At 37.0% G+C, this 16,953-nt stretch carries 15 protein-coding genes and 3 pseudogenes; 10 read left to right on the forward strand and 8 right to left on the reverse strand.

The features are described from left to right. Positions 1 to 1,906, forward strand: a 1,906-nt coding sequence (gene ftsH, locus I6E11_RS10720; RefSeq protein ID WP_262911703.1) for an ATP-dependent zinc metalloprotease FtsH, incomplete at its 5' end; no start/stop codon positions are given. 60 nt (positions 1,907 to 1,966) lie between these two features. Continuing rightward, positions 1,967 to 2,806 carry a phosphatidate cytidylyltransferase gene (locus I6E11_RS10725; RefSeq protein WP_235338033.1) on the forward strand — a complete coding sequence of 280 codons (840 nt, stop codon included), beginning with the start codon at positions 1,967 to 1,969 and terminating at the stop codon, positions 2,804 to 2,806. A gap of 75 nt (positions 2,807 to 2,881) precedes the next feature. Here the strand turns inward: I6E11_RS10725 and I6E11_RS10730 are convergent, their stop codons facing one another. From I6E11_RS10730 to I6E11_RS10745, 4 genes are all read right to left on the reverse strand, one after another. After that, a complete protein-coding gene (locus I6E11_RS10730) occupies positions 2,882 to 3,463 on the reverse strand; it encodes a Maf-like protein (RefSeq protein ID WP_235338034.1) in 582 nt (193 codons plus the stop codon). Between the two features lie 122 nt (positions 3,464 to 3,585). Next, entirely contained in the window at positions 3,586 to 4,104 is a 519-nt protein-coding gene (locus I6E11_RS10735; protein WP_235338035.1) for a KdsC family phosphatase, read from the reverse strand. 8 nt (positions 4,105 to 4,112) lie between these two features. Further along, positions 4,113 to 4,916 (reverse strand): Rossmann-like and DUF2520 domain-containing protein, encoded by an 804-nt coding sequence (locus tag I6E11_RS10740; RefSeq protein WP_235338036.1) that lies wholly within the window; start codon positions 4,914 to 4,916, stop codon positions 4,113 to 4,115. After that, positions 4,916 to 5,452, reverse strand: coding sequence for a nitroreductase family protein (locus I6E11_RS10745; protein ID WP_235338037.1), 537 nt, complete (start codon positions 5,450 to 5,452; stop codon positions 4,916 to 4,918). Before I6E11_RS10745 ends, I6E11_RS10740 begins: the two co-directional genes overlap by 1 nt. A 169-nt stretch (positions 5,453 to 5,621) precedes the next feature. Here I6E11_RS10745 and I6E11_RS10750 point away from each other — a divergent pair, with 169 nt between their 5' ends. The 7 genes from I6E11_RS10750 to I6E11_RS10780 all read left to right on the forward strand — a co-directional run bounded on the left by I6E11_RS10750 (position 5,622) and on the right by I6E11_RS10780 (position 11,897). Continuing rightward, positions 5,622 to 6,587 (forward strand): GNAT family N-acetyltransferase, encoded by a 966-nt coding sequence (locus I6E11_RS10750; protein ID WP_235338038.1) that lies wholly within the window; start codon positions 5,622 to 5,624, stop codon positions 6,585 to 6,587. A 164-nt stretch (positions 6,588 to 6,751) separates the two neighbouring features. After that, positions 6,752 to 7,156 carry a methylmalonyl-CoA epimerase gene (gene mce / locus I6E11_RS10755; RefSeq protein ID WP_235338039.1) on the forward strand — a complete coding sequence of 135 codons (405 nt, stop codon included), beginning with the start codon at positions 6,752 to 6,754 and terminating at the stop codon, positions 7,154 to 7,156. A 159-nt stretch (positions 7,157 to 7,315) separates the two neighbouring features. Then, the gene (locus tag I6E11_RS10760; RefSeq protein ID WP_235338040.1) at positions 7,316 to 8,869 is read left to right on the forward strand and encodes an acyl-CoA carboxylase subunit beta; all 1,554 of its coding nucleotides are present in this window, start codon (positions 7,316 to 7,318) and stop codon (positions 8,867 to 8,869) included. A gap of 22 nt (positions 8,870 to 8,891) precedes the next feature. After that, positions 8,892 to 9,821: an OadG family transporter subunit gene (locus tag I6E11_RS10765; RefSeq protein WP_235338041.1), complete on the forward strand. Its 930-nt coding sequence runs from the start codon at positions 8,892 to 8,894 to the stop codon at positions 9,819 to 9,821. 17 nt (positions 9,822 to 9,838) lie between these two features. Beyond that, positions 9,839 to 10,267: a biotin/lipoyl-containing protein gene (locus tag I6E11_RS10770; RefSeq protein ID WP_235338042.1), complete on the forward strand. Its 429-nt coding sequence runs from the start codon at positions 9,839 to 9,841 to the stop codon at positions 10,265 to 10,267. A gap of 1 nt (position 10,268) precedes the next feature. Further along, on the forward strand, positions 10,269 to 11,429 hold the full coding sequence (locus I6E11_RS10775; RefSeq protein WP_235338043.1) for a sodium ion-translocating decarboxylase subunit beta: 1,161 nt from the start codon (positions 10,269 to 10,271) through the stop codon (positions 11,427 to 11,429). Positions 11,430 to 11,645: 216 nt separating this feature from the next. Next, positions 11,646 to 11,897 carry a cyclomaltodextrinase C-terminal domain-containing protein gene (locus I6E11_RS10780; RefSeq protein ID WP_235338044.1) on the forward strand — a complete coding sequence of 84 codons (252 nt, stop codon included), beginning with the start codon at positions 11,646 to 11,648 and terminating at the stop codon, positions 11,895 to 11,897. Between the two features lie 81 nt (positions 11,898 to 11,978). On the opposite strand, the gene I6E11_RS10785 is transcribed toward I6E11_RS10780, so the two are convergent. Continuing rightward, positions 11,979 to 12,815 (reverse strand): alpha/beta hydrolase, encoded by an 837-nt coding sequence (locus I6E11_RS10785; RefSeq protein WP_394800128.1) that lies wholly within the window; start codon positions 12,813 to 12,815, stop codon positions 11,979 to 11,981. Positions 12,816 to 12,991: 176 nt separating this feature from the next. Here I6E11_RS10785 and I6E11_RS10790 point away from each other — a divergent pair. Next, positions 12,992 to 14,174: pseudogene (locus I6E11_RS10790) on the forward strand (MFS transporter). Positions 14,175 to 14,219: 45 nt separating this feature from the next. On the opposite strand, the gene galK reads toward I6E11_RS10790, so the two are convergent. The 3 genes and pseudogenes from galK to I6E11_RS10800 form a co-directional block, all read right to left on the reverse strand. Continuing rightward, positions 14,220 to 15,374, reverse strand: a complete 1,155-nt coding sequence (gene galK / locus I6E11_RS10795; RefSeq protein ID WP_235338046.1) for a galactokinase — start codon at positions 15,372 to 15,374, stop codon at positions 14,220 to 14,222. A gap of 81 nt (positions 15,375 to 15,455) precedes the next feature. Further along, positions 15,456 to 15,749, reverse strand: a pseudogene (locus tag I6E11_RS15340) (MFS transporter); the annotation flags it as partial. A gap of 174 nt (positions 15,750 to 15,923) precedes the next feature. Beyond that, positions 15,924 to 16,943, reverse strand: a pseudogene (locus I6E11_RS10800) (MFS transporter); the annotation flags it as partial. Positions 16,944 to 16,953: the final 10 nt, after the last annotated feature.

A 16,953-nucleotide genomic window follows, 5' to 3' on the forward strand; every position in this document is an offset into this window, starting at 1 on the left:
AATTGCATTAGCTATAGCTTTTCTTTATATAACAAGTGATGAGGGAAGTATGAGTAAGGAGATTACTTATACAGAATTCAAAGATATGGTAAAGAAAGGTTATGCGGATAAAATAATTGCATATGACAATAATTCTGTAGAAATGTACATCAAAACGGAAAATATTGTAGATGTATTTAAAAAAGAAGCAACGAAGGTTGGAAAGACTCCATCTGTAAGGGTCCAAGTGGGTTCTATGGATTCATTAGATAAATTTCTTGATGAAGAACAAAAAAATGGGAACTTTACCGGATCTATACGTTATGAGAAAGAGAACGATTATTTTGGAGTAATTTTTTGGAATCTGTTACCGATAATATTTTTCGTAGGTTTATGGATTTTTATAATGCGCCGTATGGGTGGATCTGGTAATGCCGGTGGAGCAGGAAATGTATTTAATGTTGGTAAAAGCAAAGCACAACTTTTTGAAAAAGGAGCTAATAGAGTAACATTTAAAGATGTAGCAGGACAAACGGAAGCAAAACAAGAGGTTCAGGAAATAGTTGAATTTTTGAAACAACCTCAAAAATATACAGAGCTAGGAGGAAAAATTCCAAAAGGTGCGTTGCTTGTTGGTCCTCCGGGAACTGGTAAAACTCTTTTGGCAAAAGCAGTAGCAGGCGAAGCTGATGTTCCTTTTTTCTCAATGTCAGGATCTGATTTTGTTGAAATGTTCGTAGGAGTTGGTGCTTCTCGTGTTCGTGATTTGTTTAGACAAGCAAAAGAAAAATCTCCGTGTATAATTTTTATAGATGAGATTGATGCGGTAGGTAGAGCCAGAGGTAAAAATCCTAATATGGGTGGTAACGACGAAAGAGAGAATACTTTGAATCAGTTACTCACAGAAATGGATGGTTTTGGCACAAACAGTGGAGTTATAATATTAGCTGCAACAAACCGTGCAGATATCCTTGATAAAGCATTGTTAAGAGCTGGACGTTTTGATAGACAGATACATGTTGATTTGCCAGACTTGAATGAAAGAAAGGCCGTGTTTGGTGTGCATATACGACCTTTAAAGTTGGATAATTCTGTGGATTTGGATTTATTGGCAAGACAAACTCCAGGTTTCAGTGGTGCGGACATAGCAAATGTATGTAATGAAGCTGCACTTATTGCTGCTAGACATAATAAGTCGTTTGTTACTAAAGAAGATTTTATGGCTGCTATTGATAGAATAGTAGGAGGACTGGAGAAGAAAACTAAAGTAATGACAGCGTCAGAAAAGAGAGCTATTGCTTTGCACGAGGCAGGACATGCTACAATCTCTTGGTTCCTTGAATATGCTAATCCGCTTATAAAAGTAACAATTGTTCCTAGAGGTAGAGCTTTAGGTGCAGCCTGGTACTTACCTGAGGAAAGACAGATTACAACTAAAGAACAGATGTTGGATGAAATGTGTGCTACTTTAGGTGGGCGTGCTGCTGAGGAATTATTTCTGAAGCAAATATCAACAGGTGCAATGAATGACCTTGAAAGGGTGACCAAGCAGGCATATGGAATGATAGCATATGCAGGAATGAGCAATAAATTGCCTAATTTATGTTACTATAATAATGATGAATATAGTTTCAGTAAACCATACAGTGAGCATACTGCTGAACTAATAGATAGTGAGGTGAAAGCTATGATTGCTGAACAATATGAAAGAGCCAAACAAATTCTGAAGTTACATGAAGAAGGGCATAATAAACTTGCCGAATTATTGATTGAGAAGGAAGTAATATTTGCTGACGATGTAGAAGCTATTTTTGGCAAACGTCCTTGGGCTTCGAGATCGGAAGAAATTATGGCAGAATCAGATAATGACACAGATAAAGTAAAAAGTCTGGAAGTAAAAGATGAAGAGTCAAATATACAGGATTAATAGCTTATTAATGTTTGTATAAAGTATTTTAAACCTGTAATACAATATAAGTATCAAGCCATGAAAAGTAAATTTTTAACACGAGCATTAACTGGAGCCATATTTGTAATTGTTTTGGTGGGATGCATATTGGCAGGGCCGATAACATTCTCTGTGTTGTTTGCCATTATATGTGCAATGACGGTCAATGAGTTTTGCAATATAATTAAAAAAAGTGGCTTGGCACAAATTAATAAGCCGATATCAATTTTGGCAGGTGTGTATCTTTTTTTAAGTTTTTCATACTTGGAAATAGCGCCAGGCAAATTTGAAATATTGATTCCATATTTGTTATTGATAATCTATTTATTAATAAGTGAATTATATCTTTTGAAAGATAATCCTGTTAATAATATGGCATATGCTTTTATGGCGCAATTGTATATTGCACTGCCATTTGCATTGCTTAATACCTTGGCTTTCGGTAATTTAAGTGACTGCAGTGTTAATGATTATATACCTGTACTTCCTTTGTCTATTTTTATATTTACCTGGGTTAATGATAGTGGCGCCTATTGTGTAGGTGTGTTATTTGGTAAGCATAGGCTTTTTGAACGTATTTCTCCTAAAAAATCTTGGGAAGGTTCATTTGGAGGTGGTATTTTTACTATAGTATCCTCAATTATAGTAGCTAATTATTTTCCTGTTTTGTCTGTAATGGAATGGGTAGGGCTTGCTTTAACAGTGGTGGTTTTTGGAACTTGGGGAGATCTGGTTGAATCTTTAATTAAACGCAGTATAGGTATAAAAGATTCAGGTAACATATTACCGGGACATGGGGGAATGTTGGATAGATTTGATAGTACACTGCTTGCTATTCCTGCGTCTGTTTTATATTTATACCTAATTACCTTGTTATAATAATTATAGTCTGTTTATATTCTTCAGAACTGAAAACGGGAGGTTGTCCATGAATTTTAGAAAACCTCCCGTTTTTTATATTTTGCACAATTCCCTATATAGTTTCTGTATTGGTAGTCCCATAACATTGAAATATGAACCTCTAATTCCAGATACACCGATGTATCCAATCCATTCCTGTATGCCGTATGCCCCAGCCTTGTCGTAAGGTTTGTAATTGTCAATATAGAAGTTTATTTCCTCATCTGTTAGATTGTCGAATGTAACATCAGATGTTGATACAAAACTTTTCTGGAATTTATGTGTGGTAATAGTCACTCCTGTCATTACTTGATGTGTTTGACCTGATAGAGTCTTCAGCATTTTTACGGCATCTTCTCTGTTTTTAGGTTTACCGAGTACTTTGTTGTTTGCGTAGACTATAGTGTCTGCAGTTATTATCAGATCATTTTCTTTCATAAACGGACGGTAAGCAGCAGCTTTTATTCGTGAAATGAATTCGGGAATTTCGCTCCCGTTTAGATGTGAAGGGTAGCTTTCGTCTACATCTTTTATTAATTTCACTTCATAATTCAAGCCCAATCCAGAGAGTAGTTCGCGACGACGTGGTGAGTTTGATGCCAGTATTATATTGTATTTTTTTAGATTGTCTAACATTGTATTTAAGTTTATGTGTTTTTATGAATTTAAACTTATGCGTTTTTCGTTTTATTGTATTGATAAGATAATGCCTTAATAAGTTCAGTTATGGATTTGAAACTTACAAATTAAAAAAAAGTTTACCATCCAAATGCTTCTTCGTGTGACATCCATTTTCCTTGGGCGCGTAACACTTGTTCTATTACGTCACGACCGCAACCCTGACCTCCTGCGCGATGGGATATGTATTTACACACACTTTTTATGTCAGGCGCAGCATCGGCAGGACAACATGGTAGACCTACAAGGCAGAGAACTTCGTAGTCAGGAATATCGTCACCCATATATAAAACTTCTTCCGGCTTGAGATTGTATTTTTTTATCAGTTCATTATATTCCTTTGTTTTTACGGATGCTCCCATACATACGTCTTCTACACCTAAACCTTCGAATCTTAATCTTACAGCTTCTGTACGTCCTCCTGTAATTATAGCTACATGGAGTCCACATTTTACAGCTAGCTGAATGGCATATCCGTCTTTTATATTTACCATTCTCATCGGTTCACCGTTAGGATGGAGAGGAACATTGTCGCTACTAAGTACTCCATCAACGTCAAAAAATAAGGCTTTTATTTTTGTAAGGTCGTAGTTAATCATATGAATGTTTATTTTTTGTTTCTTTGATAATTGTGAATGTTTTCGCTTATGCGCAAGTAGAGTTCTGCTATTTCCGGTTCGTCTTTGAGTAGGGATAGGTGATTGTTCATGATATTGTGGTCATCGCGTTGTGCAGGTCCTGTTTGTGCTGAAACCGGTGATAAATGATGAACTTTCTCGGCTGTTTCGTCAATGAGTGGCAACATAGCACTGAAAGGCAGTCCATGTGAAGTAAGCAGATGCTCGCAGATTGAATACATGTGGTTGGCAAAATTACATGCGAATACAGCTGATATATGTAAATATTTTCTCTGTTCTGATGAAGCTTTGAATATATGTCTACTTATTAAAGATGCTGTTTTTATAAGCAGTTCCGTATCTTCTTCCGTGTTTGCTTCGATGAAGAAATGTACGTTATCGAAATTGATATCCCTTTGTTTGCTAAATGTTTGCATAGGGTATAGAACTCCGTATCTGTGTGTCAAACCTTTCCATATGTCAATGGAAACACTTCCGGCTGTATGTACAAAAAGCGCTTTACTGTTACATTTTACCAGTTCTGGAAGTATATGGTCTAAAACAGAATCTTTCAACGAAACGATATAGATGTCTGCCTCATTATCTATGGATGTGATGTCTGTGGTGTACGGGCAACCGATACTCTCAGCAAGTATTCTTGCCGATTCCTTAGTTCTGCTATAAACCATTCTTATTCTGCATCCTGCTTCATGAAATGCCTTGCCAAGGTGTGTGGCTACGTTTCCTGCTCCTATTAATACTATTGAAGGATTGTATGCTGTATGTTCCGTCATTATTTACCTCCGTATTTGTTTATATGGATTTTTTCCCATTGCAAATGTGATTCGTCGAAAGGTTTCCTTTCCATACCTTTGTGTCCAATGGCTATTATAGAAAGAGCCTGTAGTTGTAGTGGAAGGTCAAGCACTTCGTGTACATATTCGTTTGAAGGAACTCCATTTGCAGTGAATCTTTCACGCAGTTGCACCCAACAACTACCCAGTCCGAGGTCTTCTGCCTGTAATTGTATCATTATTGATGCGATAGATGCATCTTCAATCCATACATCGCTAACCATAGGATCGGCTGTAACTACAATGGCCAGTGCTGCATCTTTTATGAATGACGCGCTTGCTTCCTTACAGTATGATAGCTTTTCCAATATCTCCTTGTCATCTACTGCAATGAACTGCCAGCAGTTTGTTCTTTTTGATGTGGGAGACATAAGTGCTGCTTTAAGAAGATTTACTACTTCTTCCTGTGTTAACTCTTCTGAAGTGAATTTACGCATGCTACGTCTTGATTTTATGAGGTCACTGAAATTTTCCATAAATGATTATTTAAATTAAATGATTTCTACAAATATAATGCAAACCGAGTGAAGTACAAAGTGGAAAACATAGTTTTCAGACTTTTAATTCAGAGATGCAGTTAATACTATTAATAAAAATATGCTTTTCGTTTTAAAGGCTGAAACTTTTTATGTAAATTTGCGATATATGGCAATACGTTTGGTTACATATGAGCATTCAGAAGCGTTGCCTAACCTTCCAGGTAAAAACGTGTTTCATTCGGTCAGCTTGTTTAGGATTCTTGAACGGACTCCCGGATTCAGTCCTTTTATGCTTGTGGCTTTCAATGGAGACAGGCCTATCGGTAAACTCTTGTGTGTGGTGCGGAAATCATGGTTTATCAGCAAATGTATTGTATACGATACAGGTGAGTATTTTGATGCAGATCTCAGGCATGATTTGATCTTCGACGAATTGTTATCCTATTTTACAAATCGTAATAAAGACAATTTTTCTATTATTGAGTTCAGAAATCTTAGTGAGTCTCTTTTTGGCTATCGTTACTTTAGGCAGAACGGGTATTTCCCTATTAGGCGTCTGAGAGTTATTAATTCTATTCATCATTCCACCATTGATAAATGGATGGGAGCATCCAGGAAACGCCAGATACAATGTGGATTGAGAAATGGGGCTGTTATGGGTGTTGCTGATACAGAGGAACAGGTAAGGAATCTCTTCAGAATGTTGAAAAAATATTATTCGTCTAAAGTCTTTAAGTATTTTCCTGCCATTGATTTTTTTACTACACTTTTGGAACAAAGGGATGGCAGTGATGAAATTGGCAAAATATTTACAGTGTCTTACAATGGTAGAATAATTGGTGGTTCGTGTTGTTTGTTTTCTGATGACACTGTGTATATGTTATTTTCTGGTGGAATGAGGAAGAGTTATCCTTCTTTGTATCCTGGTGTGTTGGCTGTATGGAATGCTATGTTGTATTCTAGAGAGAAAGGCTATAGTCATTTTGAGTTTATAGATGCGGGGCTTCCTTTCAAGAAATACGGATATCGTGATTTTATATTGAGATTTGGAGGAAAGCAACTGAGTACACGCCGTTGGTATAGATTGAAATGGAGATGGTTGAATAGAATATTTGAGAAAATATATGTTTAGCTTTATTTTGTCAACCAAAGTTTTCAAAATAAACATTCAGACATTATAAAAAGGTAATTAGGAAAAATATTTGAGAAAAAAGTTTCCTATTTTAATCCAAATTTCTTTTCTTTGTCTAATAGAATTTATGAACTTTAATTTAATATCTAAAAAACAACGTCATTATGAAAATATCTCATATTGAACATTTGGGCATTGCTGTCAATAGCATAGAAGAAGCTCTCCCATACTATGAAAATGTATTGGGATTAAAATGTTATAACATAGAAACAGTTGAAGACCAAAAAGTTAGAACTGCATTTCTGAAATGTGGTGAAACAAAAATAGAACTCCTTGAACCTACAGGACCTGAAAGTACAATAGCGAAATTTATTGAAAACAGAGGAATGGGGGTACACCATGTGGCATTTGCCGTTGAAGATGGTGTAGCTAATGCTTTGGCTGATGCCGAAGGTAAAGGTATACGTCTTATTGACAAGGCGCTACGTAAAGGAGCCGAAAACCTTAATATCGCTTTTCTTCATCCGAAATCAACAATGGGGGTGTTGACAGAACTTTGTGAAAAATAAAATATGGATGGAGAAGATGCTTGGAATAAGTTTTTCATAAATATCTTGTTGAAGAGTCAGTTTACATATTTTTTATGTAAGCCGGCTCTTCAACTTGTTTTATAAGGAATATTGCTCTATCCGACTAATGTTATTATAAACTTAAAAATACTTATAACTATGAGTAATCAATTGGAAAAAGTGAAGGAGCTTATCGAACTGCGTACCCAAGCTCGTTTGGGAGGTGGTGAAAAAGCTATTGAGAAACAGCATGCTAAGGGTAAATATACAGCACGTGAACGTATCTCTATGTTACTTGATGAAGGCAGTTTCGAAGAATTGGATATGTTCGTAAAACATCGTTGTACTAATTTCGGTATGGATAAGAAACATTTTCTTGGCGATGGTGTCGTTACCGGATATGGTACTATCGAAGGACGATTGGTTTATGTATTTGCACAGGATTTTACTGTTTCTGCAGGTTCACTGTCTGAAACTATGTCGCAGAAGATTTGTAAAGTAATGGACATGGCCATGAAGATGGGTGCTCCGTGTATCGGACTTAACGACTCCGGTGGTGCACGTATCCAGGAAGGTATTAACGCTTTGGCTGGTTATGCTGAAATATTCCAGCGTAATATCCTTGCATCAGGTGTTATCCCTCAGATTTCCGGTATTTTTGGTCCTTGCGCCGGTGGCGCTGTTTATTCTCCAGCTTTGACAGATTTCACTCTTATGATGGAAGGTACATCTTATATGTTCCTTACTGGTCCTAAAGTGGTTAAGACTGTAACAGGTGAAGATGTTTCACAGGAAGACCTTGGTGGTGCAAGCGTACACTCAACACGTTCGGGTGTAACACATTTCACAGCTTCTACTGAAGAAGAAGGTTTGGCATTGATTCGTAAACTATTGAGCTATATTCCTCAGAATAATCTTGAAGAAGCTCCTTATGTGGACTGTACAGACCCTATTGACCGTCTGGAAGATTCTCTTAACGAAATTATTCCTGATAGCGCAAATAAGGCTTATGATATGTATGAAGTTATCGGGGCAATAGTTGATAATGGCGAATTCCTTGAAGTTCAGCGTGATTTTGCAAAGAATATAATAGTCGGTTTTGCCCGCTTCAACGGACAGTCTGTAGGTATCGTTGCCAATCAGCCTAAGTTCCTTGCAGGTGTGCTTGACTGCAATGCATCACGTAAGGGAGCACGTTTCGTTCGTTTCTGCGATGCTTTCAATATTCCTATTGTTTCGCTTGTTGACGTTCCTGGATTCTTGCCAGGTACAGGGCAGGAATATAATGCAGTTATCCTTCACGGTGCTAAATTGCTTTATGCTTACGGTGAAGCTACTGTTCCTAAGGTTACAATTACTTTGCGTAAGTCGTATGGTGGTTCTCACATCGTGATGAGCTGTAAGCAGTTGCGTGGTGATATGAACTATGCATGGCCTACTGCCGAAATTGCCGTTATGGGTGGTGCCGGTGCAGTAGAAGTACTTTATGCAAAAGAAGCCAAGGAAGCTGAAGATCCTAAAGCATTTATGGCTGAGAAGGAAGCTGAATACACCAAATTGTTTGCTAATCCTTATAATGCGGCTAAATATGGTTATATCGATGATGTGATTGAACCTCGTAACACTCGTTTCCGCATTATACGTGCATTACAGCAGTTGCAGACCAAGAAACTTACTAATCCGTCGAAGAAACACGGTAATATTCCTTTGTAATAAACTAAATTCAGAAAGTATTATGAGAAAATTTAATATCGGAATATTCCTTTCTTTGATGCTGTTGGTGGCTTTTTCGTCCTGTAAGGAACAAAAGCCTAACAATAAAGTAGTCATCAATGAAGTGCTGGTGGATAATCAGAGTAACTTCCAGGATGATTACGGATTGCATAGCGGATGGATAGAAATATTCAACAAGTCATATAGCAGTGCCGATTTGGCGGGATGTTTACTTCGTGTAAGCTCACAGCCAGGTGATACTGCAACTTATTTCATCCCTAAAGGTGATGTCTTGACACTTTTAAAACCACGTCAGCACACTTTGTTTTGGGCAGACGGTACTCCCCGTCGTGGCACTTTCCATACAAATTTTGTATTGAACAAAACAAACGACAATTGGATTGGACTCTATGATTCAGGTAAGAAACTTCTTGATCAGGTTGTAGTTCCGGGCGGTGCCCTAAAAGCAAATTATTCATATGCCCGTGTGAGCGATGGCTTGAACGAATGGGAAGTGAAGGATGACAGTGCTGAGAAGTATGTTACACCTAGCACAAACAACAAGACTATAGAAAGTAATCCTAAAATGGATAAGTTCGAACAGCATGATCCTGTTGGTGTTGGTATGGCGATTTCGGCTATGGCTGTCGTATTTATAGGTCTGATTCTGCTTTATATTTGCTTTAAGTTTGTCGGTAAGTCTGCAATTGCTTTGCGTAAGCGTAACGCTATGAAAGCGCAAAATGTGACAGACCATAAGGAAGCTAAGGAAATGAAACTAGGTGAAGCACCAGGTGAAGTGATAGCTGCAATATCAATGGCTTTGCATGAAGCACAGGGAGCTGACCATGATGTGGAAGAAACCATACTTACAATAAGCCGTGTGAAACGTAGTTACTCGCCGTGGAGCTCTAAGATTTATACTTTGCGCGAAACTCCAAATAAGAAATAATACTTAAAATTAATCGTATGAAAGAATATAAATATAAGATAAACGGTAACTTATATAAGGTTACTGTTGGAGATATACAAGACAATAATGTTAAGGTTGAGGTGAATGGAACTTCATATTCCGTAGAACTTGAAAAATCGGCAACACCTAAAATCAAACCTGTAGTTCGTACAGCTGCTACTACTCCAGCAGCTCCTCCACCGGCAGTGGCACGTCCTGTCGTGGCAGGAAGTAAATCGGGTATCAAGTCTCCATTACCAGGAGTTATTCTGGACATAAAAGTCAAAGAAGGTGATACAGTTAAACGCGGTCAGACTTTACTCATTCTTGAAGCCATGAAGATGGAAAATGATATCAAATCTGATCGTGACGGTAAAGTTACTTCTATCAAAGTAAGTAAAGGTGAATCTATTCTTGAGGGTACTGACCTTATAATTATTGAATAATATGGGAGAATTTTTTAGTTTTTTGCAGAATAACCTGGCAGATTTCTGGACATATACCGGTTTCTTCAATGCTACTCCACAGCATCTGATAATGATTCTGGTCGGTATATTCTTCATCTATCTGGCAGTGGCAAAGGAATTTGAGCCGATGTTGCTGATTCCTATTGGTTTCGGTATTCTGATTGGTAATATTCCTTTCAATATGGAAGCCGGCCTCAAGGTAGGTCTTTATGAGGAAGGCTCAGTGCTTAATATTTTGTATCAGGGTGTTACTTCGGGATGGTATCCGCCACTCATTTTCCTGGGTATTGGTGCCATGACAGATTTCTCTGCACTGATATCAAACCCTAAACTTATGCTTATCGGTGCAGCAGCGCAGTTTGGTATATTTGGAGCATATATGCTTGCACTTGAATTTGGTTTCGACCCTATGCAGGCAGCAGCTATCGGTATTATCGGTGGTGCCGACGGTCCGACAGCCATCTTCCTTTCATCAAAATTAGCTCCTAATTTGATGGGTGCAATTGCAGTTTCGGCATATTCATACATGGCTCTTGTACCTGTAATACAGCCGCCTATTATGCGTTTGCTCACAACTAAGAAAGAGCGTCTTATCCGTATGAAAGCTCCACGTGCCGTTTCGCACACAGAAAAGGTAATGTTCCCTATAGTAGGTTTGTTGTTGACATGTTTCCTTGTTCCTTCAGGTCTTCCATTGTTGGGAATGTTGTTCTTCGGTAACCTTTTGAAAGAAAGTGGAGTTACACGTCGTCTGGCAGAAACTGCCCGTGGTCCGCTGATTGATACTATTACTATTCTGTTGGGACTTACAGTAGGTGCTTCTACTCAGGCTTCTGAGTTCCTGACTCGTGATTCAATCTTTATATTTGCGCTTGGTGCTTTGTCATTTATCATAGCAACAGCGTCAGGAGTATTGTTCGTTAAATTCTTCAACCTCTTCTTGAAGAAAGACAACAAGATTAATCCGCTTATCGGTAATGCTGGAGTATCTGCAGTGCCAGACTCTGCACGTATTTCACAGGTTGTAGGTTTGGAATACGATCCAAGCAACTATCTGTTGATGCATGCTATGGGTCCTAACGTAGCTGGTGTAATTGGTTCAGCTGTAGCTGCAGGTATTTTATTGGGATTCTTAGTATAAAAACTTTTTTAATAGCTTGAAAATCAGGTGAATTGCATGTTTGTGATTTGCCTGATTTTTTGTATTTGGAGTGAAACGATGATTTGTATCAAAGATGTACTTTTTTTGATTTATGTCAAAAAGTTGTTTGATTAAGTATTTTTTAGTATTTATGTTGGAATTGATAATTCAATATTGAAATATATTTGTGCGGAAAATTAACAAAGAAACTAAATTATGACTACATCAAGAACAGTTAAGTATCATGTACCACAGCAAGGTTTGTATGTATATTCAAGAAATGTTGGTGGTAAAACAGAACTTATTGTTTTAAACAGCACTGACATTGAGCAGGTTCTTATGAATAATCATTTCAAGGCATTGATCAATGAAAGTGTTGAGGGGAAAGAAATTTCTAGTGGAAAGAAAATCGATTTGAGAGAGAACATTGTAGTTCCTGCTCGTAAGTCGGTTATTATTGAGTGTTAATGGACTTTTGTGAAACTATTAAAAAAGCGATGTAATCCTTTGATATTTTGTGATGACATCGCTTTTTTGTTTTTTATGTTTTTATTGTTTGTTGTTTCTATATCCTTTGAAGAATTTACAGAAATAGTGCCATTGATATTCTATACTGTTGTTCCAGTATTTCCCGTCGTGTACACCAGGCCTTGTTATATAATCATGACTAATGCCCCTTTTCAAAAGTTCAGCATGTAGGTTATTGTTTACATCAAAAAAGAAGTCATTTGTTCCACAATCGAAAATAATTGCCAAATCGCCATCTTTCAGATTTTTCAATTGGTTTATAACCGTGTGATTGTTCCACACCTCTTTATTACTACTTAATTCTCCCAATTGTTTTTTCATTTCCCAATTATCGGGGAATGGGCGAATGTCAACCCCTCCACTAGTTGCACCCCCGGCACCAAATGTGTCTTTATGTCTTATAGACAGCCATAATCCACCATGTCCTCCCATACTTAAACCTGTAATAGCTCTGGAATTTCTATTGTTGATTGTTGGATAGTTTTTGTCAATATATTCAACCAGTTCTTTAGAGACAAATGTTTCAAACTGGCTATTAGGATTTGTTGGACTATCCCAATACCAACTGTTTTCACCGTCAGGACATACTATTATTATACCATCCTTGTCAGCCATTTGTGGCAATTCTGGCTTTATTCCAAGCCATGTACGGGCATTACCACCATATCCATGTAGCAGATATAGCGTAGGACATGATTCTTTGTTTATAGATCTCTCAGGGACTATGACAATAACCTCAATTTTCCTGTTCATCTTATTACTTTTAACCATTAATGTGTCAATTCTCGACGCATAACTTGTTGACGCTGTAATTAATATAACAGCTAAAAAAAATGTTTTAAGAATTCTGTTTATCATATATATCAGTTTTATTTGTAAAGTTAACGCTTTATTTTGCGTAAATATGATTATTGACAGTTTTTTTATAACTTATAAACTGTAATATGCTTTTTAAAACAAGTTTCTATACTGAAAAGCCTAATCTTTCTAATTGAAGCTTAATATAAACAACTGTTTTTATATACCTTTGCACTATGAAACAGAAACTTATAGAAAATGAAGGAATTCCCGGTCATTTGCTGTTAATATTAGCTATTATGTCGGGATTGGCTGTGGCTAATTTATATTATAATCAGCCATTGTTGAATGACATATGTCAGGATTTGAAAGTCAGTGAATTTACCGCAAATCTGATACCAATGGTAACTCAGATCGGTTATGCTTTGGGGTTGTTGTTTATCATCCCTTTGGGTGATTTGTATAACCGGCGACGAATCATTGTAGTAAATTTCTCATTGTTATCCGTTTCCATGCTATCTATAGGCACTATCTGATAATGTAGGGTTTGTCTTGGTTTCATCTTTGATAACCGGAATATGTTCTGTTATGCCGCAGATCTTTATACCTATCGCATCGCAGTTTTCCAAACCTGAGGACAAGTCAAAAAATGTAGGTGTTCTGGTAAGTGGTCTTTTGACAGGCATTTTAGGCTCAAGAGTTATCAGTGGTATAGTAGGAGAGTTCTATGGTTGGAGAACAATGTATTATCTTGCAGCAATAATAATGTTGGTTTGTATATTCATAGTCCTTAAGATAATTCCTGACATGACGGTCAATTATAAAGGAACATATAAAGACTTGATGAAATCTTTATATACTATATTCAGACAGCGTAAGGATATCAGATTATCCTCATTAAGGGCAGGATTGTGTTTTGGTAGTTTTCTATGTTTATGGGCTTGTTTGGCATTTAAATTAAGTGGAGCGCCTTTTTATGCAGGCAACAATATTATAGGATTGTTAGGCCTGTGTGGTGTAGCAGGTGCCCTGACAGCATCGTTGGTTGGACGTTATGTTCGTATTTTAGGTGTAAAAAGACTGAACTATATAGGTTGTATTATTATAACAGTTGCGTGGGGAATAATGTATTTATTTCAGAATACTTATATTGGATTTATTATCGGAATAATGCTTATTGATATAGGTATGCAATGTATACAGTTAAGTAATCAGACTTATGTTCTTACATCTTTGCCAAGTGCATCAAATAGAGTAAATACAATTTTTATGACAACATATTTTGTAGGTGGAGCATTTGGAACCTTCCTTGCAGGATTGTTTTGGCATTCATTCCAATGGGATGGTGTTGTTATAGTTGGAATTTCTTTAACTATAATTTCTTTGATTATAACACGTTTTGCAAAAGTTTTACAATAAAAAAAGCTGCTTATCAAGCAGCTTTTTTTATTGTAAAACTTTTTATTAGCAAATCTTGCGTGAACCATCACCTATTACTACATCGTAAACTTTAGGGCTACGTCCGAATTTTTCTTTGAAACGTTCTTTTGCAGTTGTGATGAATGTTTCGTATAATTCATTTTTAACAAGGTTGATGGTACATCCGCCGAATCCACCACCCATGACGCGTGATCCTGTTACACCACAGTCGAAAGCTATATCGTTCAAGAAGTCAAGTTCTTCGCAGCTAACTTCGTATAGTTTGCTCATACCATGATGTGTTTCATACATCTTTTGTCCTACTGTTTCATAGTCGCCTTTTTCCAAAGCGTCACAAACGTCAAGAACACGTTGAATCTCTTCTATTACATATTCTGCACGCATATAGTCTTCTTCAGAAACTTCACCTTTTACAGCGTTAAGCATTTCCATAGTACAGTCACGTAAGAATTCAACATTAGGATGTGTTTTCTTGATTGCTGCAACTACATTTTCACAACTTTGACGACGTTTGTTGTATGCTGAAGATGCAAGTTCGTGTTTAACAACAGAGTCGACAAGAACAAGTCTATAACCTTCTGGTTTGAATGGGAAATATTGATACTCTAATGAACGGCAGTCCAAACGGATTAGGCTTCCTTCCTTACCAAATACAGATGCAAATTGGTCCATGATTCCACAGTTTACTCCGCAATAATTGTGTTCTGTAGCCTGACCAATTTTTGCCAATTCAAATTTGTCTATTTTATTATCTCCGAATAAATCGTTTAAAGCAAATGCATAAGTTGATTCCAATGCAGCAGACGATGACATTCCTGCTCCAAGAGGCACATCTCCTGCAAATGCAGTATTAAATCCTTTTACATCTACACCACGTTTAATCATTTCACGGCATACTCCAAAGATGTATCTGGCCCAGCTAGCCGATGGAGCATCTTCTTCGTTCAGACCGAATTCTACGTAGTCTTTAAGGTCGATTGAATACGCACAAACCTTGTCCGTTCCGTTAGGTTTGATTTCAGCCATCATACCTTTGTCAACTGCACCAGGGAAAACAAATCCACCATTGTAGTCTGTGTGTTCACCTATGAGGTTGATACGTCCCGGTGAGGCGTATATATAGCCGGTTGTACCGTCGAAATGCTTAATGAAGCGACTTCTAACAAATTCTATGTCCATGATTATAATTAATTAAAAGGTTAATATAATGAAAATCATGATAGTACATATATAAATTATGTACTACCATGATTTTGATTTTTATTCAACAGGAATGTCTTTATTTACATTTTTGCATCCTACCAGTCCGTAGAACAAAAGGTATGCTAACATTGCTACAATTAACCAATAGCTTGCCATATATCCCAGTTTATCAGAGATAAATTGCTGAATTAATGGAAGAATACCTCCACCAACTACCATCATCATAAATATACCTGATGCTTGAGCAGTGTATTTACCAAGGCCTTCTACTGCAAGATTAAATATACCTCCCCACATAATTGAAGTGCAAAGACCACATAATACTAAAAATATAGCACTTACTGGCACTTTAGGGGTTTCAAGTGAACCCATAACAAATGCTGGCTTTATATTTGCTGCTTGTAGTGCTGCAGAATGCTGAGATAACGCTTCTTCTGATGGATTAGCAATAAATGCTGCTACAGCGTCTTCAGAGATACCAGCATTGATCAATGTTTCTGTAGTTTTTTCAATAGGGTCATATACAAATGTAGGAACATTTATACCTACAGATTTATCAATAAAAATGGCAAGAACTGTAAAAATAATAGCAGTTGCTGATACAGTAATAAGTTGCACGCGTGAAGAGACCTTGTCACTAATGATACTACTTGTAAGACGTCCAACCAACATTAGCAACCAATAAATTGCTGCAATAGCTCCACCAATAGCGGCTCCATTAGTTATGATACCTGCACCTTTTTCAGAAGAATCTGCCAAATAGAAAAGTAAAGTTCCAGGTATACCAATTTCAATACCTACGTAGATGAAAATACCAATCACACCAAGTACAGTATGTCTGAAACTCCAAGGACTGTGTGAGAATTTTTCAGCTTTCTCATTTGACTTTCTCATATGAGGTTCTGGGATACTCACAAAAGAAATAACAATGAATGTGAATGCGAATACACCCATTGCAATGAACAACAATGGTGATACATCAGACATGGCTGTTTTTTCAGTAACTGTTCCAATCAGTACACCTACGAACAGTGGAGTCAAAGTTCCTGATAATGAGTTAAGGGCACCACCTGTTTGTATAAGCTGGTTACCTTTGTTTCCTCCTCCACCTAGAAGATTAAGCATCGGGTTAACAACAGTATTAAGCATACATACGCAGAAACCGCAAATAAATGCACCTAAAAGGTAAATAATGAAATTGAGTTTAATAACGTATTCACCTGCATTGAATACACTTACATCTGCTCCAAAGATACTTGAAGAATACTGGATGAGCAATCCTATAAAACCAATAGCTATGGCTGTCAGTGCTGTCTTCTTGTATCCGATTTTAACAAGCATGTTACCGGCTGGAATACCCATGAACAAATAGGCCAAGAAGTTCATCATATTACCCATCATTCCTAATGTGTTTGCACCAGCATATTGGTTTTTCCATATAGTTCCAAATGGTGCAGCGAGATTGGTAACAAAAGAAATCATTGCAAATAAGAAAAACATGGTAAGAATTGCAATGAAGTTACCATTTTGTTTTTGTTGGTTCATAATTTGTTTA

The organism is Bacteroides caecigallinarum (assembly GCF_021531075.1).
In the GTDB taxonomy this organism is placed as follows: domain Bacteria; phylum Bacteroidota; class Bacteroidia; order Bacteroidales; family Bacteroidaceae; genus Phocaeicola; species Phocaeicola caecigallinarum_B.

Coding starts and splice junctions, on each gene's coding strand:
- I6E11_RS10735 (WP_235338035.1), bottom strand. CDS start 4,104: ATGATTAACTACGACCTTACAAAAATAAAAGCCTTATTTTTTGACGTT.
- mce (WP_235338039.1), top strand. CDS start 6,752: ATGAAAATATCTCATATTGAACATTTGGGCATTGCTGTCAATAGCATA.
- galK (WP_235338046.1), bottom strand. CDS start 15,374: ATGGACATAGAATTTGTTAGAAGTCGCTTCATTAAGCATTTCGACGGT.
- I6E11_RS10785 (WP_394800128.1), bottom strand. CDS start 12,815: ATGATAAACAGAATTCTTAAAACATTTTTTTTAGCTGTTATATTAATT.
- I6E11_RS10770 (WP_235338042.1), top strand. CDS start 9,839: ATGAAAGAATATAAATATAAGATAAACGGTAACTTATATAAGGTTACT.
- I6E11_RS10745 (WP_235338037.1), bottom strand. CDS start 5,452: ATGGAAAATTTCAGTGACCTCATAAAATCAAGACGTAGCATGCGTAAA.
- I6E11_RS10730 (WP_235338034.1), bottom strand. CDS start 3,463: ATGTTAGACAATCTAAAAAAATACAATATAATACTGGCATCAAACTCA.
- I6E11_RS10765 (WP_235338041.1), top strand. CDS start 8,892: ATGAGAAAATTTAATATCGGAATATTCCTTTCTTTGATGCTGTTGGTG.
- I6E11_RS10760 (WP_235338040.1), top strand. CDS start 7,316: ATGAGTAATCAATTGGAAAAAGTGAAGGAGCTTATCGAACTGCGTACC.
- I6E11_RS10750 (WP_235338038.1), top strand. CDS start 5,622: ATGGCAATACGTTTGGTTACATATGAGCATTCAGAAGCGTTGCCTAAC.
- I6E11_RS10725 (WP_235338033.1), top strand. CDS start 1,967: ATGAAAAGTAAATTTTTAACACGAGCATTAACTGGAGCCATATTTGTA.
- I6E11_RS10775 (WP_235338043.1), top strand. CDS start 10,269: ATGGGAGAATTTTTTAGTTTTTTGCAGAATAACCTGGCAGATTTCTGG.
- I6E11_RS10740 (WP_235338036.1), bottom strand. CDS start 4,916: ATGACGGAACATACAGCATACAATCCTTCAATAGTATTAATAGGAGCA.
- I6E11_RS10780 (WP_235338044.1), top strand. CDS start 11,646: ATGACTACATCAAGAACAGTTAAGTATCATGTACCACAGCAAGGTTTG.